The following is an 18,691-nucleotide window of genomic DNA, read 5'->3' on the forward strand; positions in this document are numbered from 1 at the left end:
AATCTATTTCAGGACAAGACATTAAAAATTTCAGCCTGATTTAGAACATAACAAATTGGCACAAGCTTGTTAGAAAAGATGATTTAAGTCCGTCTTATAATTCCGATAGGCTATAGCACACTTGCTCTTGATAAATAACAGATAAACTTAAAGGACATTTTTATGCAATTCAGACCATTGGCGGATACGGGAATCTTATTGCCAGAAATCTGTTTGGGCACCATGACTTTTGGTGAGCAAAATACTCAGGAAGAGGCTTTTCAGCAATTAGACTATGCCTTGGATCAAGGTTTATATTTCTGGGATACCGCAGAAATGTATCCAGTGCCACCTAAGGCAGAAACGCAGGGTGCAACTGAACGCATTATTGGTAACTGGATTGCTTCACGCGGTGGTCGTGACAAACTGTTTTTAGCTTCGAAAATTGCGGGTCCGTCACAAGGTGGGAGCCATATCCGTGATGGTCAGACTAAGTTCGTGGCTTCGGAAATTGCATCAGCAATTGATAATTCATTGTCACGTTTGCAAACTGATTATATCGATCTGTACCAATTGCACTGGCCACAGCGTGCGACTAATTTCTTTGGCAAGCTGGGTTATGGCAATGCAGAAGCTGCAGATGATCGTGCCGTAACGAATCTGGAAGAAACCCTGACGGCTTTGCATGACGAAATTAAGAAGGGTCGTATCCGTTATATTGGCCTGTCGAATGAAACCCCTTGGGGCACCATGAAGTTCCTGCATCTGGCAGAGAAACTGGGACTGTCCAAATTTGTTAGCGTGCAAAATCCATATAGCCTACTGAATCGTACTTATGAAATTGGCATGTCGGAAATTGCCAAATATGAAGGTGTGGGTTTGTTGGCTTATTCACCGCTGGCATTTGGTTATCTGACTGGTAAATTCCGCAATGGTGCACGTCCAGCCAATGCACGTGTGACTTTATTCTCTCGTTTTAGCCGTTATAGCAATCCGGAAAGCGAGTGGGCCGTCGAGCAATATGCACAACTGGCTGAGCAGCATGGCCTGACATTAACCCAGTTGTCACTGGCTTTCATTAAACAGCAGTTCTTCGTGACCAGTACCATTATCGGTGCGACCAATCTGGATCAGCTCAAAGAAAACATTCAGGCGTTTGACGTGAATCTGTCTGAAGAAGTCTTGCAGGGCATTGAAGTGATTCACCGTCAGCAGCCCAATCCGGCACCATAATCGTTTAATTGTTCTCTTTAAATGCCCTCCAAGTGAGGGTATTTATTGTTTCAATAAAGGATCAAATTTAATGATAAACAATATAGCAAGAAAAGGATAAAGGCAGCATAATCAAAACAAGATTCATCAATAGAATTTGACAAAAATGAATAATAAAACGGATATTCCTAAATCCCAAGTATTAGCTATAGCAATATTCAATCTCGCTGAACAGTTGCAATTGCAAGAATTTGAGCTTGCATTAGTTCTGGATCTATCTAAAGCAGAATTATCGTCAATCATAAATCAAAAAGAATTAGAACCAGATACTACCGCAGGTAAAAGAGCAATAACTTTAATCAATATCTATCAGGCATTATTTAGTCTGACTGGTGGAGACTTGAGCTGGATGCGCCAGTTTATCAATTCGCCTAACAAGCTTTTGGATGAGCAAACGCCAAGATCCTTGATACAAACAGAACATGGTTTGAGTGCAGTATTGCGATTACTAGGACGCTTGCAACCGCACTAAAAGTCTTTCTCTATTTTCTACCCAGCCGAAAAATAGCAGAGTCAATTAAATCAGATATTAATTATTGATCTTCACTTTAAAAATTCTACTTTCGCTCACTTGAAATATTTTCCTGGAATACCAATATTAATACTGATAACTCTGTCCATTATTAAATTAAGTTTTTGAAAAGTAAATAAAAAAATTATTTGAAATTTTATTTCCAGCACCCATATATTTATCAAGTAGAAAATTTGTTGTGAGGAATAACAAGAATGCGTTTTGAGAAATTTACTAATCGCTTACAGCAAACCCTTTCCGATGCGCAATCTCTGGCAATGAGCAAGGATCATGCTGCCATTGAAGGGATTCACATCTTGTCCACCTTGATGGAAGAAGCATCGAATGTGAGCTTGCTGCAACAGGCAGGAGCGAACCTGCGTGAACTGCAAAGCAAAGTACAAACTGCGCTAAATAATGTAGCTACGCTCGGTAATCCCTCTGCCGATATCAATATCAGTCAGGAAGCAGCCAAAGCCCTGCATCTTGCGGACAGTTATGCACAGAAAGCAGGAGATGAGTTCCTGTCCACTGACTGGGTATTACTGGCACTTGCAGAAACGGGTGCCACCAAAACCTTATTAAACAGTGTTGGCGTAAAAACAGAAACTTTACGACAGGTTATTAATCAAATTCGAGGCGATGAAAAAGTCATGAGCAATAATCATGAAGATCAACGGGACTCACTGAATAAATATACGATTGATTTAACTGAACGTGCCATGGCAGGCAAACTTGACCCGGTGATTGGTCGTGATGATGAAATCCGTCGTACGATTCAGGTGCTGTCACGCCGTACCAAAAACAACCCGGTACTGATCGGTGAGCCAGGTGTCGGTAAAACTGCGATTGTCGAAGGTCTGGCACAACGTATTGTCAATGGTGAAGTTCCAGAAGGACTGAAAGGCAAACGCGTTCTGTCATTGGACTTGGGTTCATTGTTAGCTGGTGCCAAATATCGTGGTGAGTTCGAGGAACGTCTAAAAGCTGTTCTGAAAGATCTGGCTAAACATGAAGGCGAAATCATCCTGTTCATTGACGAGCTGCATACATTGGTCGGTGCCGGTAAAGGTGATGGTGCTATGGATGCGGGTAACATGCTGAAACCTGCATTAGCGCGCGGTGAATTACGCTGTGTCGGTGCAACGACTCTGGATGAATACCGTCAGTACATTGAAAAAGATGCAGCCTTAGAGCGTCGTTTCCAGAAAGTGCTGGTGGATGAGCCAAGCGTGGAAGACACCATTGCGATCCTGCGTGGTCTGAAAGACCGTTATGCGACTCACCATGGTGTGCAGATTCTGGACTCAGCAATTATTGCTGCGGCGAAAATGTCACATCGTTACATCACTGACCGTCAATTGCCGGATAAAGCCATTGACCTGATTGATGAAGCAGCATCCCGTATCAAAATGGAGCTGGATTCTAAACCTGAAGCACTGGATAAACTCGAACGCCGTCTGATTCAGCTGAAGATGCAGCTTGAAGCGGTGAAAAAAGATGCAGATTCTGGTGCGCAGGGTGAAGTGAAACACTTGGAAGAGCAGATTGCCACTGTAGAGAAAGAGTACAGCGAACTGGAAGAAATCTGGCGTGCCGATAAAGCGCTGGTAGCAGGCAACAAAGACATTCAGGTGAAACTGGATCAGGCTCGCATTGCTCTGGAAAAAGCCCAGCGTGAAGGTGATCTGGCTGAAGCAGCACGTTATCAGTATGGTGTAATTCCGGAGCTGCAAAAACAGCTGGAACGCATTGAAGGGGCTGAAGAAAGCGAAGCACCAAAACTGCTACGTGACAAAGTCACTGACAATGAGATCGCTGAAGTAGTCAGTGCTGCGACCGGTATTCCTGTACCAAAAATGCTGCAAGGTGAGCGTGATAAACTGCTGCATATGGAAGACTTCCTGCACAATCGTGTTGTTGGTCAGGAAGAAGCTGTAGTGGCTGTATCTAATGCTGTACGTCGCTCACGTGCTGGCTTGTCAGATCCAAACCGTCCAAGTGGTTCATTCCTGTTCTTGGGCCCAACAGGTGTGGGTAAAACAGAATTGACCAAAGCCTTGGCGAACTTCCTGTTCGACAGTGACGATGCCATGATCCGAATTGACATGTCCGAATTTATGGAAAAACATTCGGTGAGCCGCTTGGTCGGTGCACCTCCGGGCTATGTCGGTTATGAAGAAGGTGGTGTGCTGACTGAAGCGGTGCGCCGTAAACCATATAGCGTGGTGTTATTCGATGAAGTCGAAAAAGCGCATCCGGATGTGTTCAACATTCTGCTGCAAGTGCTGGATGACGGCCGTCTGACCGACTCGCAAGGCCGTGTGGTGGACTTTAAAAATACCGTGATTGTGATGACTTCGAACCTGGGTTCACAAGATGTCCGTGAGCTGGGCGATCAAGCAACTCGTGAAGAAGTCCGTACTGTGGTGATGAATGCGGTATCGGAACATTTCCGTCCAGAGTTTATCAACCGTATTGATGAGCTAGTGGTGTTCCATGCACTGGAAAAAGACCAGATCCGTGGTATTGCTGATATCCAGTTGAACCGCTTGCGTCAACGTCTGGCAGAACGCGATATGCGTCTGTCTGTGGATGACAGTGCTTTCGATCAGTTAATCGAAGCTGGTTTCGATCCGTTGTATGGTGCGCGTCCATTAAAACGTGCGATCCAGCAACGTATTGAAAATGGCTTGGCACAAAGCATCCTGGCAGGTGAGTTTGGTCCTGGTGATACTATCGTCGTTCGTGGTGAAAGCGGCGAACTGGTCTTTGAAAAATTGAAACTCAGCTAATACCAGTTTTCCTCGCAACAAAAAACCCAGCCTAGACTGGGTTTTTCTTTATCTTATATTCACATCTTACATTTTTGGATGAGTGATTTTCCAGGCACGGTGAATTTTTTGATTACGCTTGAAGTCTGGACCAATTGTTTCATGCGTGATTTCTTCCACGTCGTATAAACCTTCAATCATTTCATCCATTTCGAAACCACGATAGTTATTCGAGAAATACAAAGTACCGTCAGTGGTTAAACGGTTCATGGCACGCTTCAGCAAAGAGACATGGTCACGCTGAACGTCGAAAGTCCCGTAGAATTTTTTCGAGTTAGAGAATGTCGGTGGATCGATAAAGATCAGGTCATATTGTTCATGACCTTCTTTCAGCCATTCGAAACAGTCAGAGGCGAAGAACTGATGTTGCTGATCGGCATGGTCTACAGTCAGGCCATTTAGAACAAAGTTCTCTTTTGACCAGTTTAAATAAGTATTAGACAAATCCACGCTGGTGGTACTCGCTGCACCACCTAAAGCTGCATGTAAGCTCGCGGTAGAGGTGTAGCTGTACAGATTCAGGAAGTGCTTACCTTTGGCTTCTTTGGCAATACGCAAACGCATCTGACGGTGATCCAGGAACAGACCGGTATCCAGATAGTCGGTCAGGTTGACCAGAATCTTGGCTTGGCCTTCCTGTACGATAAAACGTTTAGACGCGGTACTTTGTTTGGTGTACTGGTTTTTACCTTCCTGACGGGCACGGGTCTTGATAAAGATCGCATCACGGCCCAAACCGGTCACGGCACGAATCGCCTGCAGAGCCAAATTGAAACGTTTTTTGGCTTTTTCAGGATCAATTTTCTTCGGTGGTGCATATTCCTGAACATGCAGACGTTCGCCGTATAGATCAACTGCTACGTTAAAGTCCGGCAAGTCCGCATCATACAAACGCAGGCAGTGAATATTTTCTTTTACTGCCCATTTTTTCAGGGTTTGCATATTCTTGGTCAGACGGTTAGCAAATTCCATCGCACCTTCAATCGGCTCGAATTGTTGCGGCTGCCAGCTTTCCAGGAAAGGACGTGTGACTGCTGCCGGTTTTACAGTACCGAAACGGATATAGATTGGCAGTTTACCGTTCATCAAACGCAGAATTTGTGGATCATTGAACGCCAAGACATCGGCTTGTTCCACCTGAGCAGCAATGACTGCCGCTTTCTGATTCGGGAAATTCTTTTGCAGCAGATTAGACAGACCCAGATACAAGGCACGGTTAGAGGCTTTATCACCTAAACGCTCACCGTACGGTGGATTCGTCACAAAGAATACTTTCTTGCCTTCAGCCTGGAAATCTGGCCAGTCATTCAAAGTACGCTCTTCGATCTTGATCTGATCGAGGACTGATTCAAAACCTGCCGCAATAATATTCTGTTTAGTGGCTTTCACCGCTTCCCAGTCGGCATCAAAGGCATAGAATTTTGGTAATGGGTTTTCTAGCGCAGCTTTATGACGTTCAGCCGCTTCAGCTTTAATACCCATCCACAATTCATGATCATGACCATTCCAGCCATTAAATCCGAAACGACGCACCAGACCTGGGGCACGATCAGTCAGAATCATCAGTGATTCAATGATAAACGTCCCTGAACCACACATTGGATCAACCACAATATCCGGGTTGATGTCTTTCAGGCCGCCTTTTTGCAGGATCGCAGCCGCCAGATTTTCCTTGATTGGTGCTTCAGTCATAAAGCGGCGATAGCCTCGTTTATGCAAGGAATCACCGGATAAGTCTAAACAATAAGTGTGTTCTTTTTTACCGGCCAGAATGTACATGGTGATTTCTGGCTGTCTGGTATCAATACTTGGACGCTTGCCCACAGCTTCCATAAAGGAATCGACAACACCATCTTTGGCACGTAGAGTTGCAAACTGGGTGTTGACCTTAATATCACGTTCAACGTGCAGACGAATTGCGAAGGTGCTTTGTGGTGCAAAAATCAGTGACCAGTCAAAGCTCATCGCACCTTCATAAAGCTCTTCTGCAACATCACGCGCATCGTGGGAGAATTCGATTTCATGCGTATGAATTGGCATCAGGACACGAGAAGCCAGACGAGACCACATACAGATGCGGTAAGCATTTTCAAGCGTGCCTTTGAAGGTCAGACGACCTGGGAAACGTTCAATATCCTGAACACCTAAACCTTTGATTTCTTCTTCTAATAAGGTTTCCAGACCATCGGCACAGGTGACCCAATAATTGCTTAAACGTGAAGAGGTATTCATAAAATAGAGAGACCGGAAAAGAATAAATAAAAAACTGCGTTCAGTTTAGCGTATTTTGCCTGTTAAAGCTTTGGAAATTTTTTAAAATCGAGCATATACAGCCTAGTTTTAATCATCCTAAAAAGCGCTAAATATTAACTTAAAAAGCAAACTGAAAATTTACGAGATATGTAAGACTACACAATACCAATAAGGTGGATTTTCAATTAAATCTTTTATTTTACAAAGGGATATGTGGTAGGTATTAAAACTAATTCGCAATCTAGCTCTTCAATTGCGACCATGTTGTATGTGTAATTTAGAAAGATAAATAATCGGATTAATGATGTGATGGATCTGATACAGGGTCGTTTATATACACCTCATGGCAACAGCATTACTCTAAAAGTAAAAGCTAAAATTTGGTCATTCATGTCAAGTGATCGAGACTAAGAATTGATTAGCCAGACGAGGAGTGAATCTAAAACAAAAAAGAAGCCAACCTACTATTGCTTGGAGTAGATTAATTTTCATTCATCTCAATTTATAACTCACATAACTTATTTATTAATTTTGGTACGTTTATTGCTCTATCTAATATCAATGAAGCTGTAATGCTGAGGGGAATCATTACAGCTTCATCTTTATTCTTAATTATTATTTCGGAGGGGCTTAGATGTTGGATCTTCAATTACGCAGGAATGAGGCATTTTCAATCGCTACCTTGATCTACGCACGTTTAAGACGAGTAACTGGACGAGTAATTGATGCCATGTATCTTGCAGAAAATATCCACTATGCAAAGCATGTGATTGGGCTGGCAGAGCAGACTGAAGATCCTGAGCTTTTACATCTGGTCAACCGCTTAAAAACCACTCTGGATTTATCGTCATTTTCAGAACTGCAGGCTGAAGAACAGGCGGAAAAGGAACTGATTTCTGTAGAACCAAGTGAAGAAGATATCTATCGCGCACAGGTTTCACATCATTATATTGGCGCATTGCGCTAATTGGGGGGATTGGGTGTGGATGCTCCAGACTGAAGCACTCATGTTTAAATGAAAAAACAAGCATATAGATAAACAGGTTAAATTATCTTATTGAAAAAATGCATGGGAATTTAAATTTCCATTCTTATTACTGAGATGGTTTTTGTACAACTGAGCTCTTTATCAACTATAAAGATTCGCTAATCTCTGTATAATACGTTGACTTAACGTATAAGGAATCTCTCATGCACTTGGCGGCATTGCATACACCGAGCCAGATTCAACTCAACAAAGCAGGTAATCTTAAACATTTCCTGACCATCGAAGGTCTTTCTAAAGAAACTCTTACAAAAATACTGGACACTGCGTTGTCCTTTTTTAATGACCAAAATCAGCTGATCACCAATAATTTGCTCGAAGGCAAAACGGTGATGAACTTATTTTTTGAAAATTCTACCCGAACGCGTACTACTTTTGAGGCAGCGGCCAAACGTCTGTCTGCCAACGTGCTGAATATCGATATTGCCCGTTCAAGTACCTCTAAAGGTGAAACTTTACGTGATACCTTGTGGAATCTTGAAGCTATGGCGGCAGATATTTTCGTGGTACGTCATTCATCTTCAGGTGCAGCACACTTTATTGCCAAAGATGTCTGTCCAAATGTCGCCATTATTAATGCAGGCGATGGCCGTCATGCCCATCCAACTCAAGCGATGCTGGATATGCTGACCATTCGCCGCGAGACCAATAAAAAATTCGAAGATATGTCGATTGCGATTATTGGCGATATCAAGCATTCGCGTGTAGCACGTTCAGATGTGGCGTCACTGCAAACCTTAGGCTGTAAAGATATTCGCGTGATTGCACCGAATACGTTGTTGCCATACGGTTTTGATGACTACAGTGAAGATGTACGCCTGTTTAATAAAATGGAAGATGGCATCAAAGACTGTGATGTAATCATTACCTTACGTATTCAAAACGAGCGTATTGATTCGCCAGCGCTGTCTTCTCAGGCTGAATTCTACAAAATGTATGGCCTGAATAAAGAACGTCTCGCCATGGCCAAGCCGGATTGTATCGTGATGCATCCAGGACCAATGAACCGTGGTGTGGAAATTGATTCCAGTATTGCAGACGGTCCGCAATCCGTGATTCTGAAACAGGTTACTAACGGGATTGCAGTACGTATGGCGGTACTGGCTCTTGCGATGCAGGGTCAGTTACAGGAACAGGGTTTGATTGAAGCGATTGCGGTATAAGGAATAAGTCATGTCTATTGTAAAAATTGAAAATGTCCGTGTTCTTGACCCAATCCAAAACACTGATTCAGTCGAAACGGTTTATCTGGAAAATGGTAAACGTGTTGCAGAGACTGCTAACGTATCTGAAACCATTGATGGACAGGGCAAATGGCTGATGCCAACCATGGTGGATCTATGCGCACGTTTACGTGAACCGGGTCAGCAGCAACACGGAACTTTAAAGTCTGAAGGTAAGGCTGCACGTGAAAACGGTATTCTGCATGTATTTACCCCGCCAGATTCCAAACCGATTGTGCAGGATAATGGTGCGCTGATTCATGGTCTGGTTGAAAAAGCCATGCTGGATGGTGGTATTTATTTACAGGTGATCGGTGCGCAAACTCAAGGTCTGCAAGGTCAGCAACCGGCCAATATGGCAGGTTTGAAAAAGGGCGGATGTACTGCGGTTTCTAATGCCAGTGCGCCGTTTGCCAATGATGATGTGGTATTGCGTACACTTGAATACGCAGCGGGCTTAAACCTGACTGTAGTGTTCTATGCAGAAGAGCCGCAAATTGCCAAAGATGGCTGTGTGCATGAAGGCTTTATTGCTTCACGCCAAGGTTTGCCAATGATTCCGGCATTAGCTGAAACTGTGGCCATTGCCAAATACCTGCTCATGATTGAAGCGACTAAAGTACGCGCTCATTTCGGTTTGTTATCTTGTGGTGCATCAGTAGAACTGATCCGTATTGCCAAAGAAAAAGGCTTGCCAGTCACTTGTGATGTCGCAATGCATCAATTACATCTGACTGACCATCTGATTGATGGCTTTAACTCTCTTGCACATGTGCGTCCGCCATTACGTTCNNAAAGAAACGATCGTTTCTCAAGGTAAAAATACACCACTGCTCAATCAAAAAGTGAAAGGTAAAGTGCTGCAAACTTTTATTGCTGCATAACACTTACATTTCGCGTTTACAAAAAGTCAGCTTCGGCTGACTTTTTTATATCTTAATCAAAATACTAGAAAAGTTAGCCATACATAAACAGTGAAACTTTATGATATCAGTACAATTATTAACATTCCAAAGAGGGTGGGTCGCTACACTGATTAAATATTAAACATTATAAATCAGAATAATGGTGATCTTGATGAATACAGATTTAATTGAACGTTTAAAGAGTGATGTGACCGCCATTGTGCTGCAAGGTGAAACAGAACATCTATTTGCCAAGGATCAGTCCTTAGCCCAATTCTATCCTGTATTGTTAAGTATTCTTCGTGCAAGACCGGCCTGGATTGAAAGTCTGGGGCAGCAACTTAATCCCAAGATTGATGAATTATTTAATAATAATCCGACCCTAAAACAACAATTCCTGGCTCAGTTAGATTCAACTGCACCTCAAGATGAAATTGAACAGACCCTGAACCGGGCAATTGTTCCAACCATGAACTTCTTGCAGGCAGAAGCGGGTGCACCCACTGCTGAAGCGGTAGGCCATTTGTTAGATACCCATGCAGACTCGATTCAACGGGCATTACCAGTATGGGCCGGTCCTATACTGGCATCTTTAGGTGTATCTCCGCTGGCGGGACAAAACCTGAACCGCGCACCGGGTCGGGCTTCCGAACCGGAGGCAGAGCCGGAACTGACTGAAGAGAAAAAAGCAGTAGTGTTCTGGCCATTTATTCTCCTCGTGATTATTGCTGCAATTATCTTATTCTTCTTCCGTGGATGCCTGCGTGATGATGATCCGGATGAATTACGAAATGCTCAGGCGGTAAGCGAAGCTGCTGCAATGAACCCTGCAATTTTAAAAATCAGCACCGGTAGCCAAGGTGAAATTGTCAACTGTCAGGTACAGATGAATGATCCGAAATATATGCAAATTCTGCAAAATGAAATTAAACAGATCTTTAATTACAGTATTGGCTGTGGCGCAGTAGCCAATGAAAATTACCACTCAGAATTTATTGATCAGGATACAATTCCATCCGTATTGAAATTACTGCAAGGCATGTCAAATGTGACTTTGACTTGGGCAGGTAATCAGGTGTCTGTACAGGCAGCGAACAGTGCAGATGCACAGCGTCTGGCGGGTCAGATTCGTGGTCTGGCTAAAAATGTAGAAGTTGTGACCCAAAAACCAGTTGATATGGATGAGGCGATCAATACAGCCAATACCGAGGCTAAAAAAGCTTTAGACGAACTTCAGATGGAAAATATTGAGGCGTTAGATGTTGCAACTGCCTTAAACCTGCAAATTATTCATTTCGCGACAGGTTCCACCGAAATTCCTGAAGTGAATAAAAGCTTGCTGGATCAGACCGCAGCTTTATTACAATATGCCAAAGATGTACGTCTAATCGTGATGGGCCATACTGATACGGAAGGCAGCAGCACTCAAAATCAGGAGCTATCTTTAAAACGTGCTCAAGCCATTGTGAATTATCTGGTGCAGAAAGGGGTGAACCCGGCGCAGTTACAACCAGTAGGTATGGCGGCGAATCAGCCTGCTCAATCGAATGCGACTTCGAACGGTCAGTATCAAAACCGTCGTGTAACTTTTGAAGTTATGAGTACCGAAGATGATCGTGTCCATACTGTAGATAATGAAGGCGTAGTTGAAAAGAAAGCCAGCTAAATAATTCTTTGGTAATACCCCCATTTTTAATTGAGTTAATGAGTAGAAAAATCGAAGCCTTTATCATTGTTTAAATTTAGGTGGTTTACCATCAACTGACATATGAGGTCGTTGATGATTATAAAAGTGTTGCCATGCTGTTGTATAGTCTTGAACATCTTCAAGTTCTCGAAATAAATATTGATTTAAACATTCATAACGTACTGTCCGATTGAAGCGTTCTACATACGCATTTTGTTGTGGATTGCCAGGCTGGGTAAATACATGCTCAATTTCATGCTGCTTACACCATGCCTCCATTAAATCACTGATGTACTCTGGTCCATTGTCACTTCGGATTCGTTTTGGTTTACCTCGCCATTCGATGAGTTGATCCAACCCTCGAAGTACTCGTTCGGCGGGTAAGGAGAAGTCAATCAAGATATCTAATGACTCACGGTTATAGTCATCAATGACGTTGTGCACACGGTAACTGCGGCCATCACTGAGTTGATCGTGCATAAAGTCCATTGACCATGATTCATTCTGCGCTTCTGGTACTGCAAGAGTTTCAGGCTTTATTCGTTTAATGCGTTTGTTGGGTTTAATCCGAAGGTTAAGCTCAAGCTCCTTATAAATGCGATAAATACGCTTGTGATTCTAAGGGTAGCCTTGGACATTACGCAGGTACAAAAAGCAAAGCTTAAATCCCCAAGTCTTATTCTCATTGGTGAGCTTAATCAGCCAATCTGCAATAACCATATTCTGCTCCTTCAATTGAGCTATATAGCGATAACAGGTTTGACTGACTTGGAATATGAGACAGGCCTTATTCACTGATATCTTATATTGCTCAACGGCTTGTTGAGCAAGTGACTTGCGTTGCGTTGGCCTTATAACTTTTTTGACAGTGCATCCTGAAGAATGTCTGCTTTAAGACGTTCATCCGCATACATGCGCTTTAGGCGGGCATTTTCTGTCTCTAGCTCTTTAAGTCGAGTCATCATGGAAAGATCCATGCCGCCATATTTGGACTTCCATTTGTAAAAAGTGGCAGAACTCATGCCATGTTCTCGGCATAGATTAGGCACTGGAGTACCTGCTTCAGCTTGCTTCAAAATACTCATGATTAAGCTGTCCGAATATTTAGTTGTTTTCATAGAAAATCTCCTTAGGTCAAGGCTATTCGATTTTCTACTTTTAAGTTCAATTATTTTTAGGGAGCATTACCCTTTCATCATAAAAAAGGACGAATGATTCGTCCTTTTTTATTTATTATGAATTAAGAGAAGACAGGTGGGGTATAAGTCAAAGTTCTTCCCAGGAACCAGAGTAAGAACAGTACCAACGGAAGATGAAAGACCAGTTGTGTCACTGTAAAGCCAATTACATCTTTAGCCTTTAATTTCAAGATTCCCAGCATGGGGAGCATAAAGAAAGGATTGATCAGATTGGGTAAGGCTTCGGCTGCATTATAGATCTGGACAGACCAGCCCAGATGTACTTTCAGGTCATGTGCGGCCTGCATCACATAAGGCGCTTCAATAATCCATTTTCCTCCACCAGAAGGAATGAAGAAGCCTAGAATCGCAGAATAAATTCCCATAACGATGGCAAAGGTTTCCTGCGACGCAATCGACACGAAGAATTCGGCGATATAATGTGACAGGGAAAGATCAGCAGAATTCAGGGCATTGGTCATCATAAAGGCAATACTGCCATAAAGCGGAAACTGGATCAGCACCCCTGAAATGGCCGGCATAGCTTTGGATACGGCATTGAGAAAATTACGTGGTGTACCATGTAAAGCTACACCTAAAATCAGAAAGATAAAGTTATAAGTGTTTAAGCTGGAGATTGCCAGAATCGGATTGCTCTTGGAAAACTCGTTAAACATCCAGACCAGACCCAGAACCACAATCAGAATACTTAAGATTGGCGAGTTTTCAAGCCAGTCACCTGGCCGTTTATGGATCACGGTTTCAGTCTTTTCTTCTTCAATCTGGATCGGGAAGTGATCAATGGTTTTAATATGATTGCCTTTGGGCGCAGACCAGTAGGCAATGGCAATCGAGGCGATGATCAAGACTGCTGTCATAATCATGGATTGCGGCAGGAAAATCGTTTCAGTAAATGGAATCACACCAGTCAGATTATACAGAGGTTCTGGCAGGCTGGATTTGTTGGCCTGTAATTGTGCGGCAGAAGAGCTGATACCGAGCGCCCAGGTTGCGCCCATCCCGATAATCGCTGCTGCGGCAGCCGCACGATAATCCATGTTCAGCTCTTTACGCTGCGCCAGTGCAATCACCAGAAGAGCAGTTAGCACTGTACTCATCGCCCAGTTAATCAGGGAAATCAGTAGGCTAACTGTGGCGACGAGAACGATAGCTCCACGTCCAGAATGAGGAATGCGCGCCATTTTCTGAATCAATAATTGCATCGGTTTGGAAACCGAAACTACATAACCGACCACGATCAGCATACACATCTGTAAGGTAAAGGGAATCAGACTCCAGAATCCGTCACCAAATGAAATCGCGACGTCTTGTGCCGGTGCACCAATGCCAATCGCGGCAATCGCAACGATGATAACACCGAGTAGGGCAAAGATATAAGAGTCCGGAAACCATTTTTCAGACCAGTCGCTGACGCGCATGGCAAAGCGCTGCAAGATATTTTGTTGAGTTTGCATGATTAAAATCCATTTATTCTGCATTTGTTATTAAGAAGTGGCTTTCTTCAGCCAAAAAGAAACCCTTAAAAATTTTCATTTTAAGGGTTGGGAACAATCAGGCTGCTTTACGGAGTAAAGGCACACCGGTGACTTTCTGAATTTCATCAAAACTGACATCGGGTGCCAGTTCTACAAGTTGAATACCTTCAGGTGTGACATCCAATACACCTAAGTCAGTAATAATCCGGTTCACTACAGCCTGGCCAGTAAGCGGAAGACTACATTGTGAAACAATTTTAGGCGTACCATCTTTAGCGCAGTGTTCCATCAGCACCACAACTTTCTGTACGCCTGCAACCAGATCCATGGCACCACCCATGCCTTTGACCTTCTTGCCCGGAATCATCCAGTTGGCCAGATCACCATTTTCTGAGACTTCCATAGCCCCCAGAATAGCGATATTGACATGACCGCCACGGATCATGGCAAAGGAATCGGCACTGGAAAAGAAAGATGCACCTTTGCGGGCAGTCACGGTCTGTTTGCCAGCATTGATCAGGTCGGCATCCACAGTATCTGCCGTTGGAAATTCTCCAATACCCAACAGGCCATTCTCAGACTGTAGCCAGACATTAATATTCTCTGGAATATAATTCGCAACTAAGGTTGGCAGACCAATACCTAGATTCACATAGAAACCGTCTTCAAGTTCCTGTGCGGCGCGCTGCGCCATTTCATTACGTGTCCAAGCCATGATCAAGCCTCCGCCTTTAAAGTCATCTGTTCAATCCGTTTTTCCGGTTGGGTATTGAGTACAATCCGGTTCACATAAATGCCCGGAAGATGAATTTCATCTGGATCAAGGGCACCGATCTCGACAATTTCTTCGACTTCAGCAATGGTCACTTTACCAGCCATGGCACAGACCGGATTGAAGTTCTGGGCAGTTTTACGGAAAATCAGGTTACCGGCTTTATCGGCCTTATAAGCTTTAACCAAAGCTACATCAGCAGTTAAGGATTCTTCCAGAATATAAGACTTGCCATTAAACTCACGGACATCTTTACCTTCAGCAATAACGGTTCCAACACCGGTCGCGGTATAGAAAGCGGGAATACCTGCACCACCGGCACGTAATTTTTCCGCTAACGTGCCTTGTGGAGTCAATTCTACTTCGAGTTCACCGCTTAAGTATTGGCGTTCAAATTCCTTGTTCTCGCCCACATAGGAAGAGATCATTTTTTTGATCTGTTTGGTTTCCAGCAATAGTCCCAAGCCAAAGCCATCGACACCGGCATTATTGGAAATACAGGTCAGATTTTTGGCACCGGTTTCTTTTAAAGCTGCAATGAGGGCTTCTGGAATACCACAGAGTCCAAAACCGCCAACTGCAAGAGTATGTCCATCCTGGACCACGCCGTCTAAAGCGGCTTTTGCACTGTCATACACTTTATTTGACATTTTTACCTCGATTTATTCTTCTCTTGCAGATCTCTTTTATCTAAAGATCTGCTGATTTCTATCCATGAGGACTTATAGATTGTCCGGCTATTTCAAGTTTTTAAGCACAGGCTTTTTGCCAATAGGCATTGGCATAATTGGAGGGATTATTGCGTTGTAGACCCTCACTGATATTACGGCTGGTCTGCATCAGAGTATCCAGTTGAATACCGGTTTCAAAGCCCATCTTGGAGAGCAGGTAATACAGGTCTTCAGTTGAAACATTGCCGGAAGCACCTTTGGCATAAGGACAGCCACCGAGGCCGGCAATAGAGGAGTCAAATACCCGAATACCTTGTAATAGTGACTGGTAAATATTAGCGATGGCCATGCCATAGGTATTATGAAAATGGCCAGCCAGCGCTTTACTATCAATTTCTGAAAGACAGGCATCCCAGACGTTCTTCACGCGATCTGGAGTTGCCGTACCAATGGTTTCACCCAGTGATACTTCATAGCAGCCCATATCTAGTAAGCGCTGCGTAACTTTTACGACCTGCTTCGGATCAATTGCACCTTCATAAGGGCAGTCCACCATACAAGAGACATAGCCACGAACCTTGACATCATTAGCTTTGGCAGCTGCCATCACATCTGCAAACTTTTTAAAGCTTTCATCAATAGAGCAGTTGATGTTCTTACGAGTAAAGCTTTCAGAAGCTGCGGTAAATACCGCAACTTCTTTACAACCCACAGCCAGCGCTGATTCAAAACCTTTCATATTTGGCGTCAGTAAACTGAACTGGATATTCGGATCTTTAGGCAAGCTGGCAAATAGCACATCGCTATCTGCCATCTGTGGGACCCATTTGGCTGAAACACAGGAACCGACTTCAATTGCCTGTAAACCTGTTTTCATCAAATCCAGAATCAGGTTTTTGCGGTCATCTAGTGTTAAAGGTGTTTTTTCGTTTTGCAGACCATCGCGTGGCCCGACTTCTACGATTTTAACGAACTCTGTCATGCAACTTCCTCCGCTAGAGGCTGGAACTCTACCAGTTCATCGCCAGCTTTAACCTGGTCACCTTTTTGAAAGTATGAGTTTGCGATAATGCCATCATGCGGAGCGCGAATGGTATATTCGATCTTCATTGCTTCCAAAGTCAGCAGTACATCGTCTTTTTTCACTTTGTCATTTGCCGCAACCAGAACCTGAGTAATCACACCTGGCATTGGTGCAGTCAGATTGTTTTCAGTGCTTTGTTCATCCTGGCCATTAAAATCAGACTTCAGATAAGTAAACTTGTAACTTTGCCCATTCTGGAACAGGGTAATGCCATGTTCAGTCTGACTAAATGCCAGTTTCTGCTGTTGACCTGCAAGATTTAACTGGAGTAGGTGTTGATCGAGCAGTTCACCTTGGATATTGAGTGTCTGGCCTTCATGGTTTGCCAGGAAGCTATTTTCTAGCGCTTTAAAGCTCACCACACGTAAAACGTCATTACATTGTAATTTGATTGTGTAGCTATTTTGCTGATTCAGACGCCAAAATGCTTTTTGCTGCCAGACAGGATTATTGCTCGTCGGGTTTTGAGCCAGACGAGATAACAGTTCAACCAAGGCGGCACTGACCACTAATTCTGCGCTGATATCAGCAGATGGTTTGAGTAGGAACTCTTCTTCGCGTTGAATCAGGCCAGTATCGAGATGGGCATTTTTAAATGAGTCACATAATACTAAGCGATCAAGAAAAGCGATGTTATTCCCGAGTCCATCGACATGGAACTGACCCAAGGCGTGATGCATCTGGGTTAAAGCCGCTTCACGGTTTTTGCCCCAAACAATCAGTTTGGCAATCATCGGATCATAATAGGTGCTGATTTCATCACCTTCGACAATGCCACTATCCACACGCACGCTGTCATTTTGTTCTGGATAGTGCAAATAGCTGATCTGACCGATGGCAGGAATAAAACCTTTTTCTGGTTCTTCAGCATAGACACGTGCTTCGAGCGCATGACCGTGTATCTGTAATTCATGTTGCTGTTTCGGTAAAGGCTCACCGAACGCGACACGTAGCTGCCATTCCACCAGATCCTGACCGGTGATCATTTCAGTGACTGGATGCTCAACCTGTAGACGGGTATTCATTTCCATGAAGTANNGGTGCTTCTTCCAGAACTTTCTGGTGACGACGCTGCACGGAGCAATCACGTTCAAACAGATGCACATAATTGCCATGTGTATCACCAAAGACCTGAACTTCAATATGACGTGGCTGCACGACATAGCGTTCAATCAGCACATCTTCATTGCCGAAGCTGGAACGTGCTTCGCTTTTACATGAAGCGAGTGAACTGAGGAAATCTTCACTACGCTCGACCAGACGCATGCCTTTACCGCCACCACCAGCACTAGCCTTGATCAGTACCGGATAGCCAATACTGTCTGCCTGCTGTTTCAGGAAATCCGCATCCTGATTGGTACCATGATAGCCTGGAGTTAACGGTACACCGGCTTTTTCCATCAGTGCTTTAGAGGTCGCTTTCAGACCCATTGCTAAGATTGCATCCACTGGCGGACCAATAAAGACAATATTGTTGTCCTGACAGGCCAGGGCAAACTGGTCATTTTCAGACAGGAAACCATAACCTGGATGAATGGCCTGAGCACCGGTAGTTTTAGCTGCCTGAATAATACGTTCAATCTGTAAATAACTTTGTGCAGCAGGCGATTCACCAATATGGATGGCTTCATCTGCCAGTTTGACATGCTGTGCCTGTGCATCGGCATCGGAATATACGGCAACAGTAGCGATGCCTAACTTTTTCGCTGTACGAATTACACGACAGGCAATTTCACCACGGTTGGCAATTAAAATCTTTTCAAACATCCTACGATCCTTCT

General features: G+C 43.8%; 11 protein-coding genes and 3 pseudogenes. 7 read left to right on the forward strand and 7 right to left on the reverse strand.

Annotation, left to right across the window (positions count from 1 at the left end; translation table 11 throughout):
• The first annotated feature begins 162 nt into the window (after window positions 1-162).
• The 3 genes from B3J29_RS05015 (at window position 163) to clpB (ending at window position 4,557) form a co-directional block, all read left to right on the forward strand.
• On the forward strand, window positions 163-1,212 hold the full coding sequence (locus B3J29_RS05015; RefSeq protein ID WP_005235029.1) for an NADP(H)-dependent aldo-keto reductase: 1,050 nt from the start codon (window positions 163-165) through the stop codon (window positions 1,210-1,212).
• A 145-nt stretch (window positions 1,213-1,357) separates the two neighbouring features.
• Window positions 1,358-1,723: an MbcA/ParS/Xre antitoxin family protein gene (locus B3J29_RS05020; RefSeq protein WP_175967299.1), complete on the forward strand. Its 366-nt coding sequence runs from the start codon at window positions 1,358-1,360 to the stop codon at window positions 1,721-1,723.
• Window positions 1,724-1,977: 254 nt separating this feature from the next.
• Window positions 1,978-4,557 carry an ATP-dependent chaperone ClpB gene (gene clpB / locus B3J29_RS05025; RefSeq protein ID WP_286964527.1) on the forward strand — a complete coding sequence of 860 codons (2,580 nt, stop codon included), beginning with the start codon at window positions 1,978-1,980 and terminating at the stop codon, window positions 4,555-4,557.
• A gap of 66 nt (window positions 4,558-4,623) precedes the next feature.
• On the opposite strand, the gene rlmKL is transcribed toward clpB, so the two are convergent.
• The gene (rlmKL, locus tag B3J29_RS05030) at window positions 4,624-6,828 is read right to left on the reverse strand and encodes a bifunctional 23S rRNA (guanine(2069)-N(7))-methyltransferase RlmK/23S rRNA (guanine(2445)-N(2))-methyltransferase RlmL (RefSeq protein WP_286964528.1); all 2,205 of its coding nucleotides are present in this window, start codon (window positions 6,826-6,828) and stop codon (window positions 4,624-4,626) included.
• Window positions 6,829-7,483: 655 nt separating this feature from the next.
• Between rlmKL and B3J29_RS05035 the strand changes: the two genes are divergently transcribed.
• From B3J29_RS05035 to B3J29_RS05050, 4 genes and pseudogenes are all read left to right on the forward strand, one after another.
• A complete protein-coding gene (locus B3J29_RS05035; protein WP_034170006.1) occupies window positions 7,484-7,816 on the forward strand; it encodes a hypothetical protein in 333 nt (110 codons plus the stop codon).
• Between the two features lie 224 nt (window positions 7,817-8,040).
• Entirely contained in the window at window positions 8,041-9,057 is a 1,017-nt protein-coding gene (locus tag B3J29_RS05040; RefSeq protein WP_034170005.1) for an aspartate carbamoyltransferase catalytic subunit, read from the forward strand.
• Window positions 9,058-9,067: 10 nt separating this feature from the next.
• Window positions 9,068-9,934 (forward strand): annotated as a pseudogene (locus tag B3J29_RS05045) (aspartate carbamoyltransferase); the annotation flags it as partial.
• 260 nt (window positions 9,935-10,194) lie between these two features.
• Window positions 10,195-11,688: an OmpA family protein gene (locus B3J29_RS05050; protein WP_286964531.1), complete on the forward strand. Its 1,494-nt coding sequence runs from the start codon at window positions 10,195-10,197 to the stop codon at window positions 11,686-11,688.
• A 63-nt stretch (window positions 11,689-11,751) separates the two neighbouring features.
• Here the strand turns inward: B3J29_RS05050 and B3J29_RS05055 are convergent.
• From B3J29_RS05055 to B3J29_RS05080, 6 genes and pseudogenes are all read right to left on the reverse strand, one after another.
• Window positions 11,752-12,827 (reverse strand): annotated as a pseudogene (locus B3J29_RS05055) (IS3 family transposase).
• A 122-nt stretch (window positions 12,828-12,949) separates the two neighbouring features.
• Window positions 12,950-14,362: a short-chain fatty acid transporter gene (locus tag B3J29_RS05060; RefSeq protein WP_286964532.1), complete on the reverse strand. Its 1,413-nt coding sequence runs from the start codon at window positions 14,360-14,362 to the stop codon at window positions 12,950-12,952.
• A gap of 97 nt (window positions 14,363-14,459) precedes the next feature.
• Complete coding sequence (locus B3J29_RS05065; protein ID WP_004782495.1) at window positions 14,460-15,098, reverse strand: CoA transferase subunit B; 639 nt, start codon at window positions 15,096-15,098, stop codon at window positions 14,460-14,462.
• A gap of 2 nt (window positions 15,099-15,100) precedes the next feature.
• A complete protein-coding gene (locus tag B3J29_RS05070; RefSeq protein WP_180013207.1) occupies window positions 15,101-15,805 on the reverse strand; it encodes a CoA transferase subunit A in 705 nt (234 codons plus the stop codon).
• A gap of 100 nt (window positions 15,806-15,905) precedes the next feature.
• Entirely contained in the window at window positions 15,906-16,808 is a 903-nt protein-coding gene (locus B3J29_RS05075) for a hydroxymethylglutaryl-CoA lyase (RefSeq protein ID WP_286964533.1), read from the reverse strand.
• Window positions 16,805-18,677 (reverse strand): annotated as a pseudogene (locus B3J29_RS05080) (acetyl/propionyl/methylcrotonyl-CoA carboxylase subunit alpha). Before B3J29_RS05080 ends, B3J29_RS05075 begins: the two are co-directional and overlap by 4 nt.
• Between the last annotated feature and the right edge of the window lie 14 nt (window positions 18,678-18,691).

Origin of the sequence: Acinetobacter sp. UBA5984 (assembly GCF_002429925.1) — a bacterium.
Lineage (GTDB): Bacteria > Pseudomonadota > Gammaproteobacteria > Pseudomonadales > Moraxellaceae > Acinetobacter > Acinetobacter variabilis.

What these genes read in the sequence shown, in the direction of transcription:
- B3J29_RS05075 (WP_286964533.1), bottom strand. Translation starts at nt 16,808, where the DNA reads ATGACAGAGTTCGTTAAAATCGTAGAAGTCGGGCCACGCGATGGTCTG.
- B3J29_RS05070 (WP_180013207.1), bottom strand. Translation starts at nt 15,805, where the DNA reads ATGTCAAATAAAGTGTATGACAGTGCAAAAGCCGCTTTAGACGGCGTG.
- B3J29_RS05020 (WP_175967299.1), top strand. Translation starts at nt 1,358, where the DNA reads ATGAATAATAAAACGGATATTCCTAAATCCCAAGTATTAGCTATAGCA.
- clpB (WP_286964527.1), top strand. Translation starts at nt 1,978, where the DNA reads ATGCGTTTTGAGAAATTTACTAATCGCTTACAGCAAACCCTTTCCGAT.
- B3J29_RS05050 (WP_286964531.1), top strand. Translation starts at nt 10,195, where the DNA reads ATGAATACAGATTTAATTGAACGTTTAAAGAGTGATGTGACCGCCATT.
- rlmKL (WP_286964528.1), bottom strand. Translation starts at nt 6,828, where the DNA reads ATGAATACCTCTTCACGTTTAAGCAATTATTGGGTCACCTGTGCCGAT.
- B3J29_RS05015 (WP_005235029.1), top strand. Translation starts at nt 163, where the DNA reads ATGCAATTCAGACCATTGGCGGATACGGGAATCTTATTGCCAGAAATC.
- B3J29_RS05035 (WP_034170006.1), top strand. Translation starts at nt 7,484, where the DNA reads ATGTTGGATCTTCAATTACGCAGGAATGAGGCATTTTCAATCGCTACC.
- B3J29_RS05065 (WP_004782495.1), bottom strand. Translation starts at nt 15,098, where the DNA reads ATGGCTTGGACACGTAATGAAATGGCGCAGCGCGCCGCACAGGAACTT.
- B3J29_RS05040 (WP_034170005.1), top strand. Translation starts at nt 8,041, where the DNA reads ATGCACTTGGCGGCATTGCATACACCGAGCCAGATTCAACTCAACAAA.
- B3J29_RS05060 (WP_286964532.1), bottom strand. Translation starts at nt 14,362, where the DNA reads ATGCAAACTCAACAAAATATCTTGCAGCGCTTTGCCATGCGCGTCAGC.